Origin of the sequence: Acinetobacter sp. YH12201, assembly GCF_013418145.1 — a bacterium.
Taxonomy (GTDB): Bacteria; Pseudomonadota; Gammaproteobacteria; order Pseudomonadales; family Moraxellaceae; genus Acinetobacter.
Genome location: NZ_VPCP01000028.1, coordinates 1 through 25100, shown reverse-complemented (window position 1 = coordinate 25100; position 25100 = coordinate 1). Strand labels below are relative to the sequence as shown.

The following is a 25100-nucleotide window of genomic DNA, read 5'->3' as shown; positions in this document are numbered from 1 at the left end:
GGAAGAGGAGCGTGTTTTTTTATTGGCTGTTAGCGTTATACAACGTTTCAATAAACAGTCATCTAAAAATCATCAAACTGAAAGAATTAACATCTAAGCTAAATCTAAAATAACGATATAGGTGCTGTATGGCAAATTTGTATGCGAGCAACCTGCTAAGACAACAAAATTTTCCAGAAAATTTCCAATTTTATTTTAAAAAAAATAAGCAAGACCGCATTTTTGATGATACAGCGACACTCAATGGGTTAATTCGCCCACGGCTGAAAATTGCCATTGTGACAGAAACCTGGTCTCCGGAAATTAATGGCGTGGCACTGTCTCTATTGCAACTCTGCAAGGGTTTGCAGAAACAGGGCCATAAAATTTTACTGATTCGGCCGGAACAAAAGCAGCTGTGTGATCAATTTTCGCCAAATCAGCAGTGTTTAGTCAAAGCCCAGGCTATTCCTCAATATCCAAGGTTGCAATTTGGTTGGCCACAATTTTTAAAAGTCTCTCAGGCATTGGATCAGTTTGCACCAAATGTTGTGCATATTGTTACAGAAGGACCATTGGGATTAAGCGTTTTGCAGGCAGCGAAGACAAAGGGCATACCTGTTTCAAGTGCCTTCCATTCACCTTTTCAAGAATTTAGTCGCTATTTCGATTTAGCCTTTTTAATTAAGCCCATTCAGCGTTATTTACGTTGGTTTCATAACAATACACAACTGACCTGTATTCCCAGTAAAGATACGGAATATATTTTAAGAGAATTTGGCATTTGTTGTCCTTTGGTTGTGGTGGGGCGTGGCGTGGATGTTACGCATTTTTCACCCCAACATTACTCCAGCATTTTACGTCAGCAATGGCAGGCAACACCGAGTACTCAGGTCATGCTTTATGTGGGACGGTTGTCGCCTGAAAAGGAGATAGATGTTCTGGTTCAAGCCTATCTCTCCATAAAGAAAAATAACCCGGATATCAAACTGGTGATTGTGGGGGATGGTCCGGAGCGTGGTCGTCTCGAAATATTATGCCAAGGACATAATGTTATTTTTACAGGAAATTTATCAGGTCAGAAACTTGCCCAAGCTTATGCAAGTGCAAATGTTTTTGTGTTTGCCAGTCAGGTTGAAACCTTTGGCAATGTGGTGCTGGAGGCCATGGCAAGCGGTTTGCCAGTGATTGCCTATAATTATGCCTGTGCACATTTGCATGTTAAACACGGCTTGACAGGTTGGTTGAGTTCTTTGGGTGATAAGACAGGTTTTATGCAGTCAATGTATCAGTTGCCGAGCAATCAGCAATTGAAACATATGGGACTGGAAGCTCGAAAGGCCGTGCAACATATAGGTTGGCAATATCCAGTGCAACAGTTTGAGCAAGCACTGTATACGGTAGCGATGGAGACAGTAATGACGTCCTAAATTTTAAGCGACAGCTTAAAGGAGCATCATCATGGATTTAAAAAAAGCAAAAATAACGATGTTGGATCTGGATTTAAAAGGTTGCTTGTATTTGAATAATTTTTCACATTCACATACGGTAGCCCACTTTTTTAAAATAATCAGCCGTTTTGGCAATGGTTTGTTCTGGTGCATTATGCTCGCCAGTCTATGGGTGCTGGAAGGGGTATTTTATATTGTACAAGTGTTATATCTGCTGGTTAGCGGATCTATAGGTACCGTAATTTATAAAATCTTAAAACAAAAAACGGTACGTCCTCGACCTTATCAAGTACATCAGGTGATTCGATTGCAAGAACCGCCGCTCGACCATTTCAGTTTTCCTTCTGGTCATACCCTGCATGCTGTTATGGCCAGTACAGTCATGGGTTATATTCAGCCCATGCTATTGATTTTGATGTTACCTTTTACCATTCTGGTGGCGATATCGCGGATGGTATTGGGGCTACATTATCCGAGTGACGTGCTGGTAGGCGCATTGATTGGTGCCGTGATTGCCAGTGGCATTATTGAGAGTGCGCCTTTTTTTAATATCATGTTATAAAAATGCATGCTGATGAATCAGGAAAATCACGCGATTTTTCCAAAATTTGCTAAAGTATTGCCACTGATTTGAACATATTAGGAATAGCCATGGGTTTGCGTTGGACAGATACTATTGATATTGCGATTGAGCTTTCTGAAGCACATCCGGATGTTGATCCGCAATGGATTCGTTTTACCGACTTACATGCCTGGGTATGTGCATTACCAGACTTTAGTGATGACCCAACCAAATCGACTGAAGGTTTGCTGGAAGGAATTCAAATGGCTTGGATTGATGAAGTGCGTTAAGCGCTACATCGAAAAAAGCAATTTTTTTACATATCAAAAGCAGAAAAAAGCCCATTATTCGGTATAATGCGGCAAATTTTCATGTCAACAATTGACTTAAGGAGCCAATCAATGGCTATTGAACGTACTTTATCTATCGTTAAACCAGACGCAGTTGCTAAAAACCACATCGGCGACATCTTTGCTCGTTTCGAAAAAGCTGGTCTTCAAATCGTTGCAACTAAAATGAAACACTTGACTCAAGCTGAAGCTGAAGGCTTCTATGCTGAGCACAAAGAACGTGGTTTCTTTGGTGATTTAGTTGCGTTCATGACTTCTGGTCCAGTTGTAGTTTCTGTTCTTGAAGGCGAAAACGCAGTTCTTGCTCACCGTGAAATCCTTGGCGCAACTAACCCTAAAGAAGCTGCTCCTGGTACAATCCGTGCAGACTTCGCTGTAAGCATCGATGAAAACGCTGCTCACGGTTCTGACTCTGTAGCATCTGCTGACCGCGAAATTAACTATTTCTTCGCGCAAACTGAGATTGCTCCACGTACTCGTTAATACGCAGTATTCAAGCCAGATAAGTGTTATTATACTTATCTGGTTTTTTTATTCTCTGAATAATTCTCTGCTCAGATATTGAGCTTCTCCTTTCATCTTTAGGCATGGTTTAGGTAATACACATGAGTACTGAAGTAGTCGCTACATCAGCAATTTCTGATGCACAGCAACCATCTCCATCCGCTCCGACGCAGCAAAATTCTGTGGAAAAAGTGAACTTACTTGGCATGTCACGTCCGCAAATGGAAAAATTCTTCGAAGATATGGGAGAAAAGAAATTCCGTGCTGGGCAGGTGATGAAATGGATTCACCAATTCTTCGTGACCGACTTTGCTGAAATGACCAATATTTCCGGCAAACTGCGGGAAAAATTGGAAAAGATTTGTGAAATTAAAGCCCCGGAAGTGGTGCATAAAAACTATTCCAAAGATGGTACCCGTAAGTGGGTGTTCCGTGTCGGCGATGGAGATGGTTCTCTGGTTGAAACCGTGCTGATTCCGGCAGAAGACAAAACCGGTTCACGTAAAACCTTGTGTATTTCTTCGCAAGTGGGTTGTGCGCTGGACTGTTCATTCTGTTCTACCGGCAAACAGGGTTTCCAGCGTGATTTAAGCCAGGCTGAGATCATTGGTCAGCTGTGGATGGCAAATTATTCCTATATGGAAGATGTGCCTGTGGCAGAGCGTGAGCGTTCTGTGACCAATGTGGTAATGATGGGCATGGGTGAGCCATTGTTGAACTACGATGCCGTGCTGAATTCTATGCGCATCATGCTCGATGATTTTGCTTATGGTATGTCAAAACGCCGTGTGACCTTGTCGACTTCGGGCGTGGTACCAAAAATTGACCAGTTGGCACAAGATATTGATGTCGCCTTGGCGATTTCATTGCATGCCACCAATGATGAGCTGCGTAACGAGCTGGTGCCGATCAATAAAAAATATCCTTTAGAGCAGTTGATTGCAGCCTGTCAGCGCTATATTGGCAAAGATGGCAATGAAAGTTCACGTAAGCACGTGACCATTGAATATGTGATGCTGGATGGCGTGAATGATCATCCTGAGCATGCGCAGCAAATGATTAAGCTGCTTAAAAATTTACCCAGCAAAATTAACCTGATTCCATTTAATCCGTTCCCGCATGCACCCTATGGGCGTTCCAGCCGTAACCGGATTATTTCTTTCCAAAAAACTTTGTCTGATGCCGGTTTTGTGTGTACGATTCGTCAGACGCGTGGTGATGATATTGATGCCGCGTGTGGACAGTTGGTTGGACAAGTTGCTGACCGTACCCGTCGTGCGGAACAGTGGAAAAAGAAAGTGGCGCAGCAGAATGAGATTCTGCGCACTCAAGGATAATAAAGGGGATGTCAATTGAGAAAGCCCACATATAAATTAGCTTTTATTACAACAATTTGTATGTCCGCGATTTTTGTTGCCGGGTGTCAGACACCAGCAACAATCGGGAAAAAAGATCCTGAGAAGGCAGTGAAAGTTCGCACTCAATTGGCGGCAGAATATATTAAGTCGGGTGACCTGGATTCAGCAAAACGTACTTTGGATCAGGCACTGGAAGTAGATTCACGTGATTCAACAGCAAATATGATGATGGGGGTTTTACTGCAACAAGAGGGCAGTAAAATCAGCATGGACAAAGCAGAGAGCTATTTTAAGCGCGCGATTTCTGCTGATCCGAAAAATGCACAAGCGCGTAACAACTACGGTACTTATTTGTATCAAATTGAGCGTTATAATGACGCGCTTGAACAACTCAATGTGGCCGGAACTACATTGGGCTATGAACAACGCTACAGAGCATTGGAAAATGCGGGACGGATTTATTTAAAGCAAGGCGATATGGTGAATGCTGAAAAAACATTCAAACAGGCTCTGCAAGTAAATCGTGACTCTTATGTTTCAATGTTAGAGTTGTCAGAAATTTTTTATCTCAAACAGCAGACCGCCGCTGCAACACAATTGTATGAACAGTTTGTGCGCAGTGTCGGTCAAAAGAATCAAGGTGCGCGTGCGCTTTGGATTGGTATCCGAATTGCGCGGGCAAATAGCGACCCAATGGGAACACAGGTGCTTGTCAATCAGTTGCGCGCGCTTTTTCCCGAGAGTCCGGAATACCAACGTTATCTGCAATTACAGTACAGTACTGAGGCCGTATGGAAGTAAATCCTAATTCACCGCAATCGAATGGTTCAAGCGTAGTACCCACTGCGTTAGGAAATGTTCAGCGTCCAGGCGAGTACTTACGTCAAGTTCGAATTGCACAAAAGCGTGAATTAAGTGAAGTGGTCAAAGATTTAAATATCCCTATAAAGACTTTGACTGCTTTAGAACAAGATGATTATAAGGCTTTGCCGGAAGCTACCTTTATTAAGGGTTATTATCGTACCTATGCGAAGTACCTGAAGGTGGATGCAAGTTCTATCATTCAACGTTTTGATGAAATTTATCAAAATGATACAGGATTGTTGCCCAATCATGCCTTAAACAATTCACCAATTAAAATCATGGGTAAGCTACCGGGTTCTAATCGTGATCGTAACAAGAAATGGTTAAAACGTATTCTACTTGCTTTGGTGGCACTGGTTGTCATCGCTGCTGTTGTGATGGGGATACAAAACTGGTCATCCAGCAAAGATGCCCAGAGTCCTGAAGCAGCACCTACCGAATCCGATGTGCAGGTGCTGAATCTGGATAACTCGACTGTGGTTTCGGGTGACCAGCTTGAGTTAGAGTTTAGCCAGCCAACGTCTGTGCATATTGTAGATTCAACGGGTAAAGTGTTGGCAACAGGCCGTCAGGCATCTACCTTGAAGCTGAATGGTGAAACCCCTTTCCAGATTCGTCTGGATGATGCAGCAGCGGTAACGTTGAAGTTAAACAATGAAAATATTGCATTGTCACCTTATACCGTCAACGGAAAAGCAGATTTCCGTTTGTCACGTTAATGAGTCAAGAATAGAGCGATAGCAATGATTGAAAATCCGATTAAGCGCCGTCCCACTCGTAAAATTCGTGTCGGTTCTGTGTATGTGGGTGGTGATGCTCCAATCAGCATCCAGAGTATGACCAATACCGAAACCTGTGATGTTGCCGCAACGGTCGCACAGATTCAGCGTTGTGTGGATGCTGGTGCGGATATCATGCGTGTTTCCGTACCCAGTATGGAAGCAGCGGCAGCATTCGGTGAAATTCGCAAGCAGGTGAATGTTCCGCTGGTGGCTGACATTCACTTCGACTATAAAATTGCTTTAGCGGTGGCGGATGCGGGTGCAGACTGTTTACGGATTAATCCGGGTAATATTGGCTCGGAAGCAAAAATTCGTGAAGTGGTGGCTGCGGCGAAACATCATGACATTTCTATGCGGATCGGGGTGAATGCCGGTTCACTGGAAAAAGATATCCAGAAAAAATATGGCGAACCAACCGGTCAGGCATTGCTTGAATCGGCCATGCGTCATATCGATATTTTAGACCGCTTAGACTTCCATGAGTTTAAAGTGTCGGTGAAAGCTTCGAACGTATTCCTGACTATGGATGCATATCGTCTTTTATCTCAACAAATTGATAATCCACTGCATTTAGGCGTGACCGAAGCCGGTATCTACCGTACCGGTTCAGTGAAGTCGGCGATCGCTTTAGGTGGTCTACTGATGGAAGGCATTGGCGATACCATGCGTATTTCACTGGCGGCCGAGCCTGAAGAAGAAATCAAGATCGGTTTTGATATTTTAAAATCACTGGGTCTTCGTTCCAACGGCATTAACTTCATTGCCTGCCCAAGCTGTTCACGCCAAGAATTTAACGTGATTAAAGTGATGCAGGCACTGGAAGAACGTCTGGAAGATATTCGTACTCCAATGGATGTATCCGTGATTGGCTGTAAAGTGAATGGTCCGGGTGAAGCCAAAGAAGCCGATATTGGCGTAGTAGGTGCAAGTCCGCGTTCACTGGTGTATCGTAATGGCGAGAAAAGCCATTTAATCGATACCAATCAATTGGTTGATGAAATCGAATCTATGGTTCGTCAACGTGTTTCCGAGCTTGAAGAAGCTAAATCTAAAGAGATTATTCGCACAGGTTTTTCTGAGTAGATCATGAGTTCAATTGTCGCAATCAAAGGTTTTAATGACATTCTTCCAACGCAAACCCCCGCGTGGAGATGTCTTGAACAACATTTAGCATCACTTATGGATGCTTATGGTTACCAGCAAATCCGTTTGCCGATGGTTGAGCAGACCAATCTGTTCAAGCGTTCAATTGGTGATGCAACCGATATCGTCGAAAAAGAAATGTACACTTTTCTGGACAAAGGTAATCCACCTGAGTCTTTGACGCTGCGTCCAGAAGGAACTGCAGGCTGTGTACGTGCCATGCTTGAGCATAACTTGCTTCGCGGTGCAACTCCGCGTGTGTGGTATATCGGGCCAATGTTCCGTTATGAAAAACCGCAAAAAGGCCGTTATCGCCAGTTCCACCAGTTTGGTGTGGAAACTTTTGGCGTGGCAACACCCGACCAAGATGCAGAACTGATTCTGATGACGGCACGTTTGTGGAAACGTATGGGTGTTGCGGACAAAGTTAAACTTGAACTCAACACCTTAGGTGAGTCGGATGAGCGTGCAGCATACCGTGCAGCACTGGTTGAATTCCTGGAATCGCATAAAGCCGATCTGGATGAAGATTCTCAGCGCCGTTTAACCACGAATCCGCTCCGTATTCTTGATTCTAAAGATGCGAAGACACAGTCGATTCTGGAAAATGCGCCTAAGCTGCATGATTTCATGGGTGAAGAAACCTTGGCGCATTTTGCTCAGCTTCAGCAATATTTGACTGATGCTGGCGTAAGCTTTGTTATTAACCAGAAGCTGGTACGTGGTCTGGACTACTACAACAAAACAGTCTTTGAATGGACCACCACGCATTTGGGTTCACAAGGTACCGTATGTGCCGGTGGTCGTTATGATGGTCTGGTTGGTCAGCTTAAAGGCAAGCCTGATCAGTCGGTGCCTGCGGTGGGCTTTGCCATGGGTATGGAGCGTTTGTTGCTGCTACTTGAACAGGTGGAAGACAATACGCCAGTCCGTGACTGTGAAATGTTCCTGGTTTCAGACCCTGCAACTCAAGGTCAAGCCTTGGTGCTTGCTGAACAGATCCGTGACCAGCTTGAAGCAGCCAATAGCCGTATCCGTTTAAAAACCGGTTCACAAGGTTCAATGAAGAGTCAGATGAAAAAAGCCGATCAGGCGGGTGCTGTTTATGCTTTAATCTTTGGTGGGCGTGAAGCTGAAGTGCAGCACATTCTGGTCAAAGAACTGGCAACAGCAGAACAGACTGAAATTGCAGTGACTGACTTTGTGCCATTTATCATTGAAAAATTTTCTTCAAAATAAGCCGAATAACATAAGGAAAAGGTAATCCCATGAACGCATTGAGTGATGCAGAACAACTTGATAGCTTAAAATCTTTCGCTAAAAAATATGGTTCTGCCATGATGAGCGGAATTTTAATTGCGTTGATTGCCTTTTTCGGCTGGGAATATTGGCAGAAGAAGAACCTGGCTGAATCACAAATGGAAACAGCCAAGGTTCAACAGTTGATGGACGATGCAAAAAGTGTCTCAGGCGATGCCAATGCATTTAATGCCTTATCTGCAACTGCGGACAAGATTGTTAAAGAAGCTCCGGATTCTGTGCAGGCCATTCAAACTCAATTGTTAATGGCTAAACTGGCTTATGACAAAGCTGATTATGCACATGCAGAACGTGCCTTGAAAAAAGTTGAAAATTCCAAACTGGATGATGTCGGTCTGGTACAGGTGGTTAAGCTGCGTTTGGCTTATGCCCAGTTGGCACAAAAAAAATATGACGATGCCATTAAAACATTGGCTGCAGTGACCGATCCTGCCTTTAAGGCAACTGCTGATGAAGCACGCGGTGATGTCTATGTGGCTAAAAATGATATCGAAAATGCTAAAAAATCGTATATGAGCGCATGGGATGCGTTGCTTGAACGTAAGCAAGAACGTCAAATTTTACAAATTAAACTCGAAAGTGTTGGCGTTTTAGTTGATGATCCTGATGTTGAACGCCCAATTTTAGAAACACAAGTGGATGAGTCGTAATGGATAGAAAATACAAAATACCGTTTGCACTAACAATTTTAACATTTGCACTTGCTGGTTGTTCTACCAATAAAATCAAGGTAGAAGAGGTTAAACCGAATCCATTGCCTAAATTGGTGCAAGCAAAGACTCTTGTTCCTGTATTTTCTCAAAGTGTTTCTTCGACCAGTAAAGCAGACCCGTTACGTTTACGCTTGGATGCCGATAACGGCGTGATTTTTGCTGTCGATCCAAATGGTGAAGTTGCTGCCTATCAGGGCAAACAACGCTTGTGGCAGAAAAAGGTGTCTAAGCTGGGCTTAAGCTCGGGTATAGAAGCAGCCGAAGGCCTGGTGGTGGTCGGTAATAAAAAAGGTCAACTGTTTGCTCTGGATCAGGCTACAGGTGAGCAAAAGTGGACAGCCCAGCTATCGGGTGCCATTTTATCTGCATCACTTATTCAGTCCGGTCGTGTCATTACGGTTAGCAATGATGACACGGTCTATGCGCATGATCTGGCTACTGGTCAGCAAGTCTGGACTTATAATCTGCCGAATGTACAGTTTAGCTTGCGTGGTGTTGCGACACCGGTTGCGCTTGATCCGCGTACTGTACTGATTGCTTCATCCAATGCCTATATTTATGCGCTGGATATTATTAGCGGTGTGCCGCGTATGCAGCGTCGTGTTGCTGTGAGTGATGGACGTTCGGATATTCAGCGTCTGAATGATCTGGATGGCGATCCTGTTGTGGCTGGACAATTTCTGGTAACAACCAGCTACCAGGGACAGGTAACGGTGATGGATCTGGCGAGTCAACAAGTGGTGTGGAGCGAAGATGCCAGCAGTATCCAACGCCCGGAAGTCTTTAATAACACCGTTTATGTGGCTCAAGCCGATGGAAAAATTACCGCTTATTCACTGACCACCGGTGAACAATTGTGGCAAAATGACAGTTTACTGAATCGCCAGCTCAGCAATCCGGTAATTCTGGGGCAGGATCTGGTGGTGGGTGATCTTGATGGCGTATTGCATCTCATTGATCCGGCTACAGGCCAGCTGATTGGTCGTTCAAAAACCAGTGGTGAAGTGCGTACCCTGCGTGTAATTGATAACCAACTTTATGTAGCGACCCGTAAGGGGGCTTTAAGCATTTGGCAGAACCGTTAAAATTTTTTTCAGCCTTATGTTAAACTAAGCTAACCGTATTTTTTTTACACGGGGGATTGAGTATTCAATGCCCCGTGTTTTATTTATTTTTGGCTAATTATTTCTTCCATTGTTTCTGATTGTTCAGACCAGACCTACTGGCTGATCTTGAATAAAGGTTAATCTATGAAACCCGTAATTGCGCTCATTGGTCGTCCGAACGTCGGAAAATCAACGTTGTTTAACCAGATCACCAAGAGCCGTGATGCGCTTGTTGCTGACTTTGCCGGTCTGACCCGTGACCGCAAGTATGGCGATGCGACATATCAAAATAAATCATTCATCGTTGTCGATACTGGCGGTATTGGCGAAACTGAAGGTGGAATCGACTCCTACATGGCTGAACAGTCCAAAACAGCCATTCATGAAGCCGACATGATCATCTTTGTGGTAGACGCACGTGCCGGATTACTGGCATCTGATGAGCAGATTGCACGTGACCTGCGTACCCTCGGCAAAAAAGTATTCCTTGTTGCCAACAAAGTAGATGGCGTACATGCTGAAGCCGCACTAGTTGAATTCTACAAACTGGGGATGGGTGAACCATTACAAGTTGCTGCCAGCCATGGTCGTGGCGTACAGCAAATGCTTGAAGATGTGCTTGCTGATGTTCCTGAAGATGAAAACCCAGATCAGCACGATAAAGACACTGGTTTACGTTTAGCGATTATTGGTCGTCCCAATGTGGGTAAATCGACATTGGTCAATCGTCTGTTGGGTGAAGACCGTGTTGTAGCATTTGACCAACCAGGTACCACCCGCGATTCAGTATATATTCCATTTGAACGTGATGGCCGTAAATACACCTTGATTGACACTGCTGGTGTACGTCGTAAAGGTAAAGTGGATGAAATGATCGAGAAATTCTCAATCGTGAAAACTTTACAAGCGATGAAAGATGCTCATGTTGTGGTGATTGTGGTTGATGCACGTGACGGGATTGTTGAGCAAGACTTGCACTTGATTGGCTATGCACTTGAAGCGGGACGTGCCATGGTGATCGCGATCAACAAATGGGACAACATGTCTGAGTATGATCGTAAGCAATGCAAGCTGGATGTTGATCGTCGCTTTGACTTTATTCCTTGGGCGAAGATTCACTTAATCTCTGCACTACATGGTACAGGGGTAGGTGATCTCTATCCGTCAATTCACCGTGCCTATGATTCTTCACACTTGAAAGTATCTCCGGCAAAAATCACGCAAATTTTGAATGATGCAACCGATGCGCACCATCCACCGATGGTACAAGGTCGTCGTATTAAAATGCGTTATGCCCATATTGGTGGTCAAAATCCACCAACGATTGTCATTCATGGTAACAAGGTGGATAAAACCCCTGCAGACTACCGTCGTTATTTGGAAAACGTATTCCGTAAAGTGTATAAGCTTGAAGGCACGCCAGTAAAAATCGAATTTAGAACGTCTGAAAACCCGTTTGAAGGGCGTAAGTCACAAATTGATGAGCGCACGGCAGCACGTAAGCGTCGTTATGTTCAGAAGTTTAAGAAAGCCGAGAAGAAATTTAAACGTGGTTAAAGACCAGCTTTAAATAGTATTCAAAAAGCCCAAAGTGATCTTTGGGCTTTTTTCTTTTAAAATATACTTCTATTTTTGACAGGTGAGCTTGGTGAGCAGACGGATAAGGGTAGAAGTAAATGCACTGGAGCAGATCGTTCATGTGGATCATGCACTTGATCGCAAGAGCAAAATCCAGTTGCAAAAACAGCAAATCCATCACTTTCGTAATCAATTACTTTCCGAGCAATTGCAGGTCACAATTCAACATGAGCAGTTGACGACTACTGAATATGGAAAACCATATTTGATTAATTTTCCTGAATTTTATTTTAATCATAGTCATAGCCAAAAAAATTATGCTTTAGCCACCAGTCATACTATGCCTGATATTGGGGTGGATATTGAAGATCTGGATCGCAAGGTTAGATTTGAAGCATTGGCGAATCATGCATTTCATGCTCATGAATTAAAATACTGGAACGAATCGCAACATGAGTCAGAATATTGGTTCAAAGTCTGGACCACCAAAGAAGCGGTATTGAAAGCTGCCGGACTGGGCGTGCGCTTAAATTTAAATGAGTTAAATACTTTCGTTCATCCAGTACATAATGGCGGATTGTGTAGTCATCCTTTAATTGGAACATTCGCTTATCAAAACTTTCATTTGGGGCATGTCATGCTTACGGTTGCCTGGCGTTCAGAAGCCTCCTGTAAGGGTTTTAGCTTTCCTGAAATAAATATAATTTGGTCATCTTAAAATATGTGGTTCTTATTCATGCCCCTATAAGATCATAACAGCTTTAAAGTCCAAGATTCATCTGGATAAACACAGATCAATAAAAATCGATAGGATAAAAAACAGCGACCTGTATCGCCTGTTTTAAAATCAAAACAGGCATTTTTATTTCAATGATCGATAGTGATGAATGTTTAGCGAGTGTGTGAAAAGATCCACGGATTATTGAAGGCCATCTTCGCTTTGGTCCACTTCGATTCGATATAATTTGGTTCCATTATTGGCGTAGATTAAGCGTCCAGCCTCTTTGTAGTAGGTTTCAATCCGAAATTGATCCTTGGAAAAAGCACCTGCGACTGGAATCCAGGCTTTCGCTGTCTGATAGCTTCTTTGATCTGTTGAAGCACCAACTAAATCTTCTACCTGACCTTTAGACATACCAATTTTTAACTGGGAAAACTTAGAATTCTGGTAATCGCCAACAATTTCACCGGTATAACTGCCATCAATCGAAACCTCTTTGGTGGCATTGCTATTCGGCTCCGAATTTAATGAGTTATTTTGAGTCTGTTTATTGGAAGGTATAGTCGAACAGGCCATTAAACTTAAGCTGCTGATTAAAATAAGAAGAGCATTTTTCATTTTCATTATTATCGCCTTATTCATGTTGAAGGATTCTAGGGATAATTTTAATCCCAGTTGTGATATTGCCAACAGCTATTTTTTAGCTAAAGTTTTACCAATTGTTAGGAAAGGAGTCTGTATTCTTTTGATCCAGCCCTTGCCACTGGCGGTGGTTTCTCAGGCGTATTCATGAGTATTTGCTCATTTTTTATGGGGGATGTCCTCCATTTATCCTGCTCAAGATGTGTCCTAAGTGACCCGTATGTTGTGATTGGGCTGTTGATGGATGAACGTGAATTTACTGTTCAGGCTATGTCTGTGCAGGGGATTGCAGTCCGTGATTTGGGGCTGTTGAGCTGCTGTAGGAAATAATTTTAACAATGGTGTTTTAAATGCCTCTTTTTGTGTTTTAGATTGATTGAAATATGCTGAAATATTTATTCAAAATGAACCATCAAAATAGATTAATGAATTTGTGTCTAAGGGGATATTAATTTTACATATAAAATTATATTGTTGATTGAATGGTATAAAAATCAATAAAAAGTAAAATTTAGTGATGGAGTTAATCTTAATTTTTGTTATGATTTGTATGTTTTTTGTATTTTAAAAATCACGTTAAAAATATCTAAATTTCTTTATTAGTAAATCAGAAAAATTTAGTGAAAAAGGGTGTAAATCATGAAAAAGACGATATTGGCACTTTTGTGTCTGGGCGGTTTTCAGGCGGTTAATGCAGAAATTATTAAAGTGAATGGGGAAGGCACCACGCCGATTATCAAAAAAGATCCGAATGCTACGCGTAACCAGGCTTTCCAGAATGCGAAAACTGATGCTGTCATTGCAATGATTAAAAAAATAAACGGTCCACAAGCAATGCAAGAGGCTCAGCAGTATCTGGATGAAATTGTGAAGCAAGTCGATTCCAGCTACCTCATTAACCGTGGCAGTTCAACTCAAGGCAATAATGAATTGCTGACCCAGGTCAGTCTTGAAATGGATGATCAAGAGTTCCGTTCTATTTTAAATGATCTGGGGCTAGCAAAAAAAAATAGCCGAACCAGCCCGATCATGATTGTCATGGATGAATACTTTGGTGTTCCCAAAGATAATTCCAAGCCGGTCAAAGAATTTACTTCTTATTTTTCCGATCGTAGTTACAGCTATGACGAAAATGCCAGCTACAAAGCCAGTGAAAGTGCTAAAGCCAGTGCTTCAGACTCTTATTCATCTAAAGGCCGTTCATCTGCTGCATCAGGCTATGCCTATGACAACTATTATGGTGCCGGTACAGGCGGTTCTGCACGCTCGGCGAGCCACAATAATTCGGGTAAATCATCATCTTCAAGCAGTTATAATGCCAGTGAATCGGCAAAATATAGCCAGTCTGAACGGCAAAATGATATTCAAAGTTTCGTGAAATATGTGGAATATCAAACGCCAAGCACCAAGGCCGAACGCGATAACCAGACCTTGAATGCAATTGCTGATTCAGCGGTTCGTTATGACCTGCGCTTACTCGATTCTGACCGTTTCAGAAGCCAGTATTTGAATGGCCGTAGTATGACGATTCAGCAGCTGACGAGTGATGCTGAACTGAATAAACTGGTGGCCGCTGCACGTAAGGAAAAAGCTGACTGGTTTATGGCTGGCAGTTCGTATATTTATGACCGTGGCCGTTCTCCTGTAACGGGCCAGTTCGTTTGTGATGGTGCGGTGAGCTTTAAAATTTATTCAGTGGATGACTCGACCTTAATGGGCGGCCAAACCCGTACTGAATCATCAACTGGCGCGACGACAGACACCTGCCGAACCAATGTAGCGGCCAAACTAGGCGAGCTGGCGATTAGCCAAATTGGCCCGCAGATTTTGGGTTATGCAAAAAACCGTTCTATGTATGGTAAAGAAATTACCATTTTTGTGAAAAGCATTTCTGGCAATGTATCGAGCCGTTTAGGTGATGACTTATATATTGCACTTGATGAAATGGACGGTGCGGAGAATATCGATATTCGTACGCAAGATGGAAAATTGGTTGAAATGACCATGACCTATAAAGGGGAAAAGCCGATGAGTGCAGAGTTGGCCAAAGTATTGCGCAAAGTCAATCCAACCCTGTCAAATGCTGAACGCTTACAGGCGGGCAATACCATCACACTGTGTATTGGCGGTACACAATGCAAGTAAAATTCAAAGCCCTGTGTCTGGCGATGCCAATGCTATTTTCGGCAGTGGCACATGCAGATATCCAGATTTATCCCTCAAAAGGGATTTTTGGCCTTGAGCAAGGGTGTCGTGCCGACCCGAATAAATATGAAGCCAATGGTGCATCCATAGTCTGTGACTTTAGCCAGGCCATTGATAATGATGTGATTCGTAAGCAAGCAGAGCAATTGTTTGTACAAGGTTTAAAGCAGAGCTTGGGCGAACAAATTGTCGACAGCATTTCGCAAAAGACCAAGCACCGCACCTATGTCGCATCCTTGGACGTATTACGTGCCAGTGAATATATCGTTCAAAAAGAGTCAACGGCTGAAATTTTTCTGCCAGTGACCCTGAGTTTGAAGCTCACGAATGTCTTGTCGGGCGAAGTGATTTATAGCGACAGTGCGACCTTGTCTCAGCCAATCCAAGTGCTGAGCAGTGAGCTTGAGTCGGCAGCAACCAAAGCAGCGATTAAACAGAAATTTCAAAGTACCTTGTTGAGCTTGACACAGCAACTCACTCAAGACTTGAAAACCAAGTTCCAGGTGACTGAAATTGATACGCAGGTGATTGACCAGTGGAAATCCTATCTGGTGCTCGATAAAGGATTTAAGCAGGGAATTGCCATACAGGATGAACTCAGTTCTGCTGAAGGTGACCTGATTCGTGTGGTACATGCAGACAGCGATTATGCTGTTGCTGTACCGGTGCTGATGCAAGGCAATAGCAAGCACTTTAGCAAAGTATCGACCAATACACGTCAGGCCATGAATAAGCCTAAAGCCTTGGTGGTGGATGTATTGACCTATCAAGGTGAGTCCAAAGACCTGATTGAACAGATTTTTTCGGATGCGATCGGTGAGCAGGCATCTTTTACCCTGACACCAGTCAATCGCCGTTATAGTGCGATGGCACAAAGTATCAGTGAGCAGACGGCTTTGGCACAAAGTGCCGATATTAATCAGCGCGAGCTGCCAGAATTCTTTATTCGGGTTAATGTCATTCCTGTGATTGCCTATCAGCAGCGGATTGGCAAAATGACCCAACAGCAGATCTTTCATAGTGAAGTCTTTGCCGAAATGATTGATCGTTCCGGTCGGGTGATTTATTCAGCTCATGCAACAGATGAAATTAAAGACGTGATTTCTGAAGGAATGGGCTTTTCTTTGGAAGCTCGTAAAGAGGTGGTGCTGAAAAATGCGCTGTTGAAACTGGGTCAACAATTTCAGAAGGGTATTCAATTCACCCGCTCTGATTTAAAGGTTTCGGGTTCAAGCGGGCAAAGCATCACCATTGATGATGCCGGTGAGCGCTTAAGTCGAGGCATGAAAGTTCATGTCTATCACTCCGATCGGGCAGCAGGACGCAATATCCTGATTCCTACATGGGAAGCGACCATATTGGAACGTCAAGACAAGAAAGTCACCGCGCAACTCGACTTCCCGGTCAGCAGTAATGATCGTTTGCCTGTGCGTTCTGGTGACAGTATTTTGCTGGACAGTTCTGCACCCATCGGTGATTCCAAGCAGGCACGGGTTTTATGTCCGGGCTTACATACCGAACAAGTGGGGGAAATTCCGTTTTACGGTTTTGGTCCATTGCTTTATAGCGCTTTTACCAGCCAGTCGAAGCGACCGTTTTATGCCACTGGTGCAGGTTTTAAAGGGCAAACCTTATTAAAAGACGCTGTTATTCGTATGACCGAAAATGCCGGTTTTAAAAAGAATATGGATGTGAATTTCTATCTTCCAAAAGATGAATGTTTGCAGCCTGTCTTTAAGATCGAGGTGAAAGAAAACTCGGTGAAATGTAATAGTGATCAATCCAGTTGTGATGCGACATTGGTCATGACGAGTGGTGCGCGCAGATTCAACCAGAACGCTGAAAAAATCGGTGCATATGGTTTGCAGCAGGAAATTCAACTCAAAGGCATTGTTCATCAGCATCGTCATGAAATGTATAACATTCAGATGTTTGATGCTTTGCCAAAAATTTTAAATCAAATCGTGCAAAAAGCCGATTCTTCACAATAAGGGTAATAGGGTATGAAAAAAATTTCGATTGTTTTAGCCATCAGTGCATCAATGGGAGCATCAAGTGTTTATGCTGGTTTTGGTTCACTCAGTAGCCTGGCTTCGACACTCACTGAATCGGCTACCGGGGTATCTTCGTCAAATATGGATCTGAATGGTTTCTTTACTCAAGCCAAAGCCGCGAATGCGATGTTTCTTCAGAGCCGTACTGCTTTAGCTTCATTGCTTGCAAGCAAAAAGGATTCGGATGAATTAAAAGCAAAACAGAAAAGCCTGAAAACAACTTCTGATCTGAAAGAAAAAGAAGCTATTCAAAAAGAAATTGTGGCGATGTCTAATGCTGTTTTAGAAGCTTCTCAAAAGGATGAGGCAGCAACAGTCGCAAAACTTGCATCATTGAATGCAGACCAAAAGAAACACTTGTTGGATTCTGCAACAAACTTTGTGATTGCAAGTTTAACCGCTCGTGAATTGGCGGTAGGGGCAAAACAGGTGAGTACCAGTTTGATCACAAATCCAGCCAGCTTGACCAATACTGGAATGTCATTGGTTGATGCTAAAAATGTAGTGGGTGATATTACCGGTATTGCAAAAAACTCAACCTTGGCTTTGGTAGAATATCCCAAGCTGTTTAAAAAAGCCGGTATTGAATTTAAACTGCCAACCAGCTCTGCAGAAAAACCAAGAGTGCTTAATGATATTTAACATATTGATTGGGATATAGATTTTAGACTGATTAAAATCTCGTACCGTTCATTAAATATATTTAACACTAAAGAAGAGCCTGATCATCAGGCTCTTTTGCTGGTATTTTCTTTATTCTCTCCCCATTTTTATGCGCAGGCCACTGCCTATTAACAGCAAGTCGCATAATTCCTCGCATCTTATCTTGTGTTGTCTCACCCATACCGATCGAGTGCCCGTATGTGTTCTCTTTTCACTTTTATGATTGGGGTACTTTATTTTTGAGTGCAATGGGGTTCAATATCACTACAATGGAGCAGGAAAATGCTTGTATCTGAACATGTCGGGGAGTACTTAAAACATGGATAAATTATTGGCAGTCATGCGTGAGCTACGTGAAAAATGTCCATGGGATCAGCAGCAAACACCGCAAAGCCTAACCCGATATGTTATAGAAGAGGCTTATGAAGTCGAAGCGGCAGTCAGAGCAGGAAATGCAAATGAAGTGCGCGATGAACTGGGCGACTTGCTGTTACAAGTAGTATTTCAGTCACAGATGTACAGTGAACAAGGCGCTTTTGATTTTAATGATGTGGTCAATGCCATTAGTGAAAAACTGATTCGCCGTCATCCTCATGTCTTTCAGGCAGAACAATATTCGCAATTGAGTGTAGAAGATGTATCCGTACTGTGGAAGCAAATTAAACAGCAGGAAAAGCAGGGTAAGGTAAAATCACGTTTAGATGATATCAAACATGGACCTGCCATTCAGCAAGCACACGACATTCAAAAAAATGCTGCCCAAATAGGCTTTGATTTGCCTGATGTGGCAGGTGCTTATGGCAAACTGAACGAGGAATTAGGCGAATTACAACACGCCATGCAAAGGCAAAATTCCGACGAAATATTCGACGAATTTGGCGATTGTTTATTTTCACTGATCAATGTTGGACGTAAACTAGGACTTTCTAGTGAAATGGCACTGTTAAGTACCATTCATAAATTTAGAACACGTTTTGCTTTCATTGAAGATCAGGCTCAGCAACAACATAAAAATATTGAAGCCCTATCATTAGAAGAAATGGATCAACTGTGGGAGCAAGCGAAACAACAATTAAAATAATAGGTTTCCCAATGAAAAAAATAATATCTATCCTGAAGGGGATTTTTTATATTTTTAGTCTGCTGTCTTTGTTGAGTGTATCCAGTAGTTATGCTCAACAGTTTGACCAGCAGTATTTAAAATGGAAGGTTGAACAGGAGGCCCAGGATGCACGGTTAAAAATACCACGCGTCTCAACACGGAATTATTATTTGGCTAGGCCTGCTTTAAACTCTGCTACTTCAGCGACCAACAAGATCAATTTAAATCAGGCCAATGCGGAACAGCTACAAGAACTGTCAGGGGTAGGACAGAAGAAAGCTGAAGCCATTATTTCCTATCGACAAAAAAATGGAAAATTTAAAAATATTGAAGAATTGCAACAGGTCAAGGGGATCGGACCTGCGCTATTTAGCAAGAATAAAGACCGTTTAGGCTTGTAGAGGAATGGCAATAGCCGCTTAGAATATCGAACAAAGTATGATGCATTAAGATAATCAAATTGCCCTTTGATTGTGTTAGAGATATGATTAGCGTCATCTTAGATATTTTACGTTCAGACGTAGGAGACAGCGTCTTTTGCAAACTTTGCGCGCGTCAAAATGTGGTTTATCAACCGCTCAATTACCTTCTTACATATTAGATGTTATTGATGCCTTAACCAAGGCAGGCTATGAAGCTTATATCGTCGGTGGCGGCGTCCGTGACTTAATTTTAGGGCTGAATCCTAAAGATTTTGATGCGGTCACCAACGCAACTCCGGCTCAGGTCAAAGAAGTATTCGGACGACGTTGCCGTATTATCGGACGACGTTTTGAGCTTGCTCATGTCTATGCCGGTCGAGAACTGGTCGAGGTGGCCACTTTCCGTGCCCCGCCTAAAAAAGCAGTCACTTCTGCCTCAGGCATGATTCTGCGCGACAATAACTGGGGCACAATTGAACAGGATTTTGTGCGTCGTGATTTTTCCATTAATGCGATGTATTACCAGCCGCGTAAAGGGATTGTGCTGGATTTCTGTCATGCGATTGATGATATAAAAAATAAAACCTTGCGCTTGTTGGGTGACCCGACCTTACGTTTCGAAGAAGATCCGGTACGTATGCTGCGTACTTTACGTTTTGCTGCAAAATTAAATTTTAGTATTGCACCTGAAATTCTAGAGATTTTTACCCCCGAGCTGACTCAGCTGTTGCGTGATATCTCTCCACACCGCTTATATGATGAATCACAGAAGCTGTTCACCATGGGACATTTGAACCGGGTGCTGCCAATGCTGATTGATTTCGGTATTTGGCATCAGCTGTTTGCGGACATCAGCCCGGATATCTCCACCTTTATCGAACGTGCTGCGATCAATACCGATCAGCGCATTCAAATGGGCAAGACTATCAACCCGGCATTCTTCTATGCCGTATTGTTGTGGAAACCGTTCTTGGAGCGTTGTAATTTTTATTTAAGTAAAGGTGTTGTTCCGGCAGAGGCAAGAGCGCAAGCCGGTTTGGATGTGTTAAAACGTCAAGCTACCCGAACCATCATTCCACGTTTTGCAGAAACCTTTATTCGTGAAGTCTGGGAAATGCAAACGCGTTTGCTCAATCCGAAGCCGCAGCAAATTCAGGCTTTATCGACCCATGCGCGTTTCCGTGCCGGATTTGACTTTCTGTTACTGCGCGAGAAATCGGGTGACGATACCACTCAAGGCATGGGTGTATGGTGGGATGCGTATCAACAGATGTCTACGGATGAAAAAGAACGCGCTATTAGTCAATATAACCGCCAGCGTGCAAAAAGCCGCCGTAAGGCAACTACAGACGATGTGGTGGAAACCAAATCGGTTGCTGCAATTACTGAAATTGAACCTTTGGTGAACGAGCCGGAACCGCGTAGTCGCCGTGAACGCAAGAGCCGGGCAAAATCGGAAAGACCCGTTCAGCCCACTTCATCAAATGGCTCGGAAATTGGCTATGACCATCCAATTTTAAAACGCAAACGGGTTAAGCGTGATTTAAGCCAGGTGATTTTTGGACCGACACAATGATGACAGTAACCTACATTGGCTTAGGCAGTAACCTGGGCGATTCACGGCAAATTTTAGCAGAAGCAGTGCAGAAGTTGGCGACGCTGGGAGCCGTGAAAACATCCAGATTGTATCAAAGCCCTCCAATGGGACCACAAGACCAGCCCAATTACTTAAATGCGGCTGTACAGCTAGTTACAGATCTGGAACCCCTTGCATTGCTGGATGAGTTGCAGCGTTTTGAGCAAGAATCCGGTCGGGTTCGACTGCGCCGTTGGGGCGAACGGACTTTGGACCTGGATCTCCTCATGTATGGCGAAGAACAGATTCATCATGAGCGTTTAACCGTTCCACATATTGGTGTTATGGAACGTGATTTCGTGCTGATGCCATTGCTTGATTTAGATGCAAATTTACAACTCAAAGGACAATTATTAAAAGATTTACCGATATTGCAACATCCATCGCTTACCGTATTGGATGAGGGAAATTGGGCAAATATTTAATTTTTTGCATGACCGCTTGAGAAAGTCGTCATAAGAGGAATATCCGGATGATTAGTCTAAGTGACTTAAGAAAATTTAAAGCGCAAGGCCGCAAATTCTCCTGCCTGACTTGCTATGATGCGAGCATGGCGAAAGCAATGGAAGTTGCTGAAATTGATACGATTCTGGTAGGTGATTCTTTAGGAATGACCATTCAGGGCTGTGATTCTACCCTGCCTGTGACGGTACAGGATATGGCTTATCACACCGCAGCTGTTCGCCGTGGTAATCAACATGCTTTTATTTTGACCGATTTGCCGTTTATGAGTTATGCCACGCTGAATGATGCCTTAATCAGTGCCAAACAAGTGATGCAGGCTGGTGCACACATGGTAAAAATCGAAGGCGGTGCATGGCTTGCCGAAACCGTTCAGGTCTTAACTCGCAACGGTATTCCTGTATGTGTGCATTTGGGACTAACTCCACAATCTGTGCATGTATTTGGCGGCTATAAAGTTCAGGCGCGTACCCGTGAAGCTGCCGATCAGCTGATTGCTGATTGTAAGGCGGTGGTGGAAGCCGGTGCTGCGGTACTGCTACTGGAATGTGTTCCGGCGCAGGTGGGTAAGGAAATTAGTGAGTTGTTTCCACATACGCCTGTGATTGGCATTGGGGCGGGGGCAGATACGGACGGCCAAGTGTTGGTTGTACAGGACATGCTTGGACTGACCGGTGGTCATGTGGCTAAATTTGTCCGTAATTTTATGAAAGAACAGGCAGGGGAAACTGCAATTCTGGATGCTTTTAAGGCTTACCATGCAGCGGTACAAGATCAATCTTTTCCTGCTAAAGAACAAACTTTTCAAGTTGAGCTGTAAACATGAAAACAGAAACTACCATTCAGGGATTAAGCGCTTCACTGAGTCCAGCTCGATCGGCACGAAAAATTATCGGTTTTGTTCCGACCATGGGGAATTTGCATGAAGGGCATTTAAACCTGGTGCGTGAAGCAAAAAAAATCTGTGATGTTGTTGTGGTCAGTATTTTTGTCAATCCGATTCAATTTGGGCCCAATGAAGACTTTGACAGCTATCCGCGTACTCTGGAGCAGGATAGTCATTTGTTGGCAGATGTCGGCTGTGACATTATTTTTGCCCCTAGCGTTGAGCAAATGTATGGCAACAAGCCGCGTTTAACCAACATTAGCGTGTCTGAGATTACCAATGACTTATGCGGGTTGCAGCGTCCGGGTCATTTTGATGGCGTGGCGGTAGTGGTTACTAAACTGTTTAATATTGTGCAGCCAAATTTTGCCTTCTTCGGGCAAAAGGACTACCAGCAACTGGCGGTGATTCGTCAGTTTGTACGTGACCTGAATATTCCGCTAGAAGTGATTGGGGTGCCGATTACCCGTGCCAAAGATGGTTTGGCCCTTAGTTCGCGTAATGGCTATTTGAGTGCAGAACACCGTGTCATTGCCCCGACCATTTACCAGAGTTTAACTGCTGCCGAGCAGGAACTGCATAGTGGTGTCAGCCTTGTGGACGTGTTAGAACATATAAAGCAAAAGTTGACACAAGCTGGTTTTATTGTGGATTATGTGGAAGCACGCACTCCGGAATTACAAAAAATACAAGCCTTTGATCAGGATGTGGTGCTGTTTGTTGCCGCTAAATTGGGAACTACCAGACTGATTGATAACTTGCAGGTTAAGCATACCGCATAGACTTCACTATTAAGGACAGCCTTGCCATGAAGCGTATTTTAATCGTCACAGGACAATCTGGATCGGGAAAATCATCTGCCCTGCAGGTGCTTGAAGATTTGGGCTATTACTGTATTGATAATTTACCGCTGGCATTGCTGCCGGAAATTGTGGAAAAGCTGGATCGTGACAATAATCTGGAACAGTTGGCGCTGGGCGTAGATGTACGCAGCACCCGTGCAGATTTGCAGGAATTTGATCATGTTTTTGAACAACTGCAGAAATCTGGTTCGGTGGATATCATTTATTTGACCACGCAAGATCAGGAACTGATTTCGCGTTTTAGTGCATCGCGGCGTCCGCATCCTTTAGCCGGTCGTTTTAAAAGCCTGACTGAATGTATACAGGAAGAAAAAACCTTATTGCTTCCGATACAGTTGCGTTCAACGGTACATATTGATACCACCGATAAAAGCGTACATGATCTGAAACATACCTTGTTGTCTAAACTTGGACAATCAGATAACCTTATTTTAATTTTACAATCATTTGGTTATAAACACGGTATTCCGCTTGATGCCGATTATGTCTTTGACGTACGTCATTTGCCGAATCCGCATTGGGATCTGGAATTGCGAAAATATTCAGGTTTGGATTTGCCTGTACAACAGTTTTTGCTGCAAAGTGAACAAACCAATGAAATGTTCCAAGACATTTATCATTTTTTAGATAAGTGGTTGCCTGCCTTTGCAGAAGGGCATCGTCACTATATGACGGTATCCATTGGCTGTACCGGCGGGCAGCATCGTTCCGTATATATCGTAGATAGACTCAAAAAAGCCCTTGAGGAAAAATGGTCTATCCAAGTCCTCCACAGAGAAATGAAGCACTGGTCATGATTGACACAACTGTTGACGTAATTAATAAACTAGGTTTACATGCGCGTGCGTCTGGAAAGCTAATCGAAGTTACCACCAAATTTCGTTCATCGATTCAAATTGGTAAAGGCAACAAATTAGTAGATGCAAAAAATATTATGGCTTTGCTGATGCTCGGTGCAGGCAAAGGCACAACTTTACGTTTAGTGCTTGAAGGTACAGATGAAGAACAGGCTTTATCTGAAATTCAGGCATTATTTGCAGCAAAATTTTACGAGGCAGATTAATCGTGGCACGTCGACCGAACCGTTTTACTGAAGATGACTTTGAAAGTTTAGAAGGGCGGGCGAGTAAAACCGAACAGAAAAAAGCAGTTCAGCGTATGGCTGCTTTAGGTGAGCAACTGGCTCAGTTGAGTATCAAACAAATTAAAAACCTTCCGGTGGAAGAACGTTTGATTGATGCTTTACTGGATGTGCAAACCATTACTTCACATGAAGCACGTCGCCGTCAGTTTCAGCGTGTAGGAAAATTATTGCGTAATGAAGATGAAACCATGATTTTGTCTTACCTTACTCCACAGCAAGGCGCGAAAAAAACTGCGCAGTTGCAACGTTGGGTCGATCGTATGATCGCGCAAGGTGATCCGGTGATTAAAGAATTCATGAAAGCGCATAATGCTGCCGAGCATCATGCCATTCGTCAGCATATTTTGCGTATCCATCGTGATATCAAAAATCAGGTGACGGAAGAAGAGCTGGCTGCATCCAAGTTAAAACTGTTCAACTATATTCAGCAAGTGGCTTTGATTTCAGATAACTGACTTTCTTAGTAAGCGTCCGCTGAACCCCATGCCTATTTTTTAATTCGGTTCAGGTTTCCAGCAGTGTGGCAGTAACTCTTCAATCTGGGTCACTTTATGTGTCGGCAGCCTTTTCAGCACATCACTTAAATAGGC

At 43.4% G+C, this 25100-nt stretch carries 27 protein-coding genes; 25 read left to right on the top strand and 2 right to left on the bottom strand.

The annotated features are described in order from the left end of the window. The first annotated feature begins 128 nt into the window (after positions 1-128). From FTU91_RS07625 to FTU91_RS07565, 13 genes are all read left to right on the top strand, one after another. Positions 129-1409, top strand: a complete 1281-nt coding sequence (locus FTU91_RS07625; RefSeq protein WP_180081661.1) for a glycosyltransferase family 1 protein — start codon at positions 129-131, stop codon at positions 1407-1409. A 31-nt stretch (positions 1410-1440) separates the two neighbouring features. Further along, entirely contained in the window at positions 1441-1992 is a 552-nt protein-coding gene (locus FTU91_RS07620; RefSeq protein WP_180044362.1) for a phosphatase PAP2 family protein, read from the top strand. 89 nt (positions 1993-2081) lie between these two features. Further along, on the top strand, positions 2082-2282 hold the full coding sequence (gene iscX / locus FTU91_RS07615) for a Fe-S cluster assembly protein IscX (RefSeq protein WP_092819025.1): 201 nt from the start codon (positions 2082-2084) through the stop codon (positions 2280-2282). 111 nt (positions 2283-2393) lie between these two features. After that, positions 2394-2825, top strand: a complete 432-nt coding sequence (ndk, locus tag FTU91_RS07610; protein WP_086195365.1) for a nucleoside-diphosphate kinase — start codon at positions 2394-2396, stop codon at positions 2823-2825. A 122-nt stretch (positions 2826-2947) separates the two neighbouring features. Continuing rightward, positions 2948-4183, top strand: coding sequence for a 23S rRNA (adenine(2503)-C(2))-methyltransferase RlmN (rlmN, locus tag FTU91_RS07605; RefSeq protein WP_086195366.1), 1236 nt, complete (start codon positions 2948-2950; stop codon positions 4181-4183). A 60-nt stretch (positions 4184-4243) separates the two neighbouring features. Next, positions 4244-5005, top strand: a complete 762-nt coding sequence (gene pilW / locus FTU91_RS07600) for a type IV pilus biogenesis/stability protein PilW (RefSeq protein ID WP_180044364.1) — start codon at positions 4244-4246, stop codon at positions 5003-5005. After that, positions 4996-5787 carry a helix-turn-helix domain-containing protein gene (locus FTU91_RS07595; protein WP_180044366.1) on the top strand — a complete coding sequence of 264 codons (792 nt, stop codon included), beginning with the start codon at positions 4996-4998 and terminating at the stop codon, positions 5785-5787. Before pilW ends, FTU91_RS07595 begins: the two co-directional genes overlap by 10 nt. A gap of 24 nt (positions 5788-5811) precedes the next feature. Continuing rightward, positions 5812-6933: a flavodoxin-dependent (E)-4-hydroxy-3-methylbut-2-enyl-diphosphate synthase gene (gene ispG, locus FTU91_RS07590; protein ID WP_086195369.1), complete on the top strand. Its 1122-nt coding sequence runs from the start codon at positions 5812-5814 to the stop codon at positions 6931-6933. A gap of 3 nt (positions 6934-6936) precedes the next feature. Next, complete coding sequence (hisS, locus tag FTU91_RS07585) at positions 6937-8232, top strand: histidine--tRNA ligase (protein WP_180081659.1); 1296 nt, start codon at positions 6937-6939, stop codon at positions 8230-8232. A 29-nt stretch (positions 8233-8261) separates the two neighbouring features. After that, positions 8262-8963 (top strand): tetratricopeptide repeat protein, encoded by a 702-nt coding sequence (locus tag FTU91_RS07580; protein ID WP_166169254.1) that lies wholly within the window; start codon positions 8262-8264, stop codon positions 8961-8963. Next, positions 8963-10111: an outer membrane protein assembly factor BamB gene (gene bamB, locus FTU91_RS07575; RefSeq protein ID WP_180044370.1), complete on the top strand. Its 1149-nt coding sequence runs from the start codon at positions 8963-8965 to the stop codon at positions 10109-10111. The genes FTU91_RS07580 and bamB overlap by 1 nt, the downstream gene beginning before the upstream one ends. Positions 10112-10276: 165 nt before the next feature. After that, positions 10277-11689, top strand: a complete 1413-nt coding sequence (der, locus tag FTU91_RS07570; protein WP_086195373.1) for a ribosome biogenesis GTPase Der — start codon at positions 10277-10279, stop codon at positions 11687-11689. 91 nt (positions 11690-11780) lie between these two features. Then, on the top strand, positions 11781-12428 hold the full coding sequence (locus FTU91_RS07565) for a 4'-phosphopantetheinyl transferase superfamily protein (protein WP_180081657.1): 648 nt from the start codon (positions 11781-11783) through the stop codon (positions 12426-12428). 201 nt (positions 12429-12629) lie between these two features. Here the strand turns inward: FTU91_RS07565 and FTU91_RS07560 are convergent, their stop codons facing one another. Beyond that, positions 12630-13055 (bottom strand): hypothetical protein, encoded by a 426-nt coding sequence (locus FTU91_RS07560; protein ID WP_180081655.1) that lies wholly within the window; start codon positions 13053-13055, stop codon positions 12630-12632. Between the two features lie 657 nt (positions 13056-13712). On the opposite strand from FTU91_RS07560, the gene FTU91_RS07555 reads away from it, so the two are divergent. The 12 genes from FTU91_RS07555 (at position 13713) to yjgA (ending at position 24965) form a co-directional block, all read left to right on the top strand. Continuing rightward, on the top strand, positions 13713-15218 hold the full coding sequence (locus tag FTU91_RS07555) for a hypothetical protein (RefSeq protein WP_180081653.1): 1506 nt from the start codon (positions 13713-13715) through the stop codon (positions 15216-15218). Further along, positions 15209-17269, top strand: coding sequence for a hypothetical protein (locus FTU91_RS07550; RefSeq protein WP_251992202.1), 2061 nt, complete (start codon positions 15209-15211; stop codon positions 17267-17269). The genes FTU91_RS07555 and FTU91_RS07550 overlap by 10 nt, the downstream gene beginning before the upstream one ends. A gap of 12 nt (positions 17270-17281) precedes the next feature. Continuing rightward, positions 17282-17974 (top strand): hypothetical protein, encoded by a 693-nt coding sequence (locus tag FTU91_RS07545; protein ID WP_086195376.1) that lies wholly within the window; start codon positions 17282-17284, stop codon positions 17972-17974. A gap of 340 nt (positions 17975-18314) precedes the next feature. Then, positions 18315-19076 carry a nucleoside triphosphate pyrophosphohydrolase gene (gene mazG / locus FTU91_RS07540; RefSeq protein WP_180081651.1) on the top strand — a complete coding sequence of 254 codons (762 nt, stop codon included), beginning with the start codon at positions 18315-18317 and terminating at the stop codon, positions 19074-19076. Positions 19077-19087: 11 nt separating this feature from the next. Continuing rightward, positions 19088-19498 carry a ComEA family DNA-binding protein gene (locus tag FTU91_RS07535; protein WP_086195378.1) on the top strand — a complete coding sequence of 137 codons (411 nt, stop codon included), beginning with the start codon at positions 19088-19090 and terminating at the stop codon, positions 19496-19498. Positions 19499-19634: 136 nt separating this feature from the next. Beyond that, a complete protein-coding gene (gene pcnB, locus FTU91_RS07530) occupies positions 19635-21095 on the top strand; it encodes a polynucleotide adenylyltransferase PcnB (protein WP_180081649.1) in 1461 nt (486 codons plus the stop codon). Beyond that, a complete protein-coding gene (folK, locus tag FTU91_RS07525) occupies positions 21095-21580 on the top strand; it encodes a 2-amino-4-hydroxy-6-hydroxymethyldihydropteridine diphosphokinase (protein WP_180081664.1) in 486 nt (161 codons plus the stop codon). The genes pcnB and folK overlap by 1 nt, the downstream gene beginning before the upstream one ends. A gap of 47 nt (positions 21581-21627) precedes the next feature. Then, positions 21628-22437: a 3-methyl-2-oxobutanoate hydroxymethyltransferase gene (gene panB, locus FTU91_RS07520; protein WP_180081647.1), complete on the top strand. Its 810-nt coding sequence runs from the start codon at positions 21628-21630 to the stop codon at positions 22435-22437. Between the two features lie 2 nt (positions 22438-22439). After that, complete coding sequence (gene panC, locus FTU91_RS07515) at positions 22440-23285, top strand: pantoate--beta-alanine ligase (RefSeq protein ID WP_180081645.1); 846 nt, start codon at positions 22440-22442, stop codon at positions 23283-23285. Positions 23286-23311: 26 nt separating this feature from the next. Next, the gene (rapZ, locus tag FTU91_RS07510; RefSeq protein WP_180043685.1) at positions 23312-24163 is read left to right on the top strand and encodes an RNase adapter RapZ; all 852 of its coding nucleotides are present in this window, start codon (positions 23312-23314) and stop codon (positions 24161-24163) included. Continuing rightward, positions 24160-24429, top strand: a complete 270-nt coding sequence (locus FTU91_RS07505; protein WP_180043686.1) for an HPr family phosphocarrier protein — start codon at positions 24160-24162, stop codon at positions 24427-24429. Before rapZ ends, FTU91_RS07505 begins: the two co-directional genes overlap by 4 nt. A gap of 2 nt (positions 24430-24431) precedes the next feature. Then, positions 24432-24965 (top strand): ribosome biogenesis factor YjgA, encoded by a 534-nt coding sequence (gene yjgA / locus FTU91_RS07500; protein ID WP_086195385.1) that lies wholly within the window; start codon positions 24432-24434, stop codon positions 24963-24965. 39 nt (positions 24966-25004) lie between these two features. On the opposite strand, the gene FTU91_RS07495 is transcribed toward yjgA, so the two are convergent. Then, the coding region (locus FTU91_RS07495) for a transposase domain-containing protein (protein ID WP_164543326.1) at positions 25005-25100 on the bottom strand (96 nt) is incomplete at its 5' end.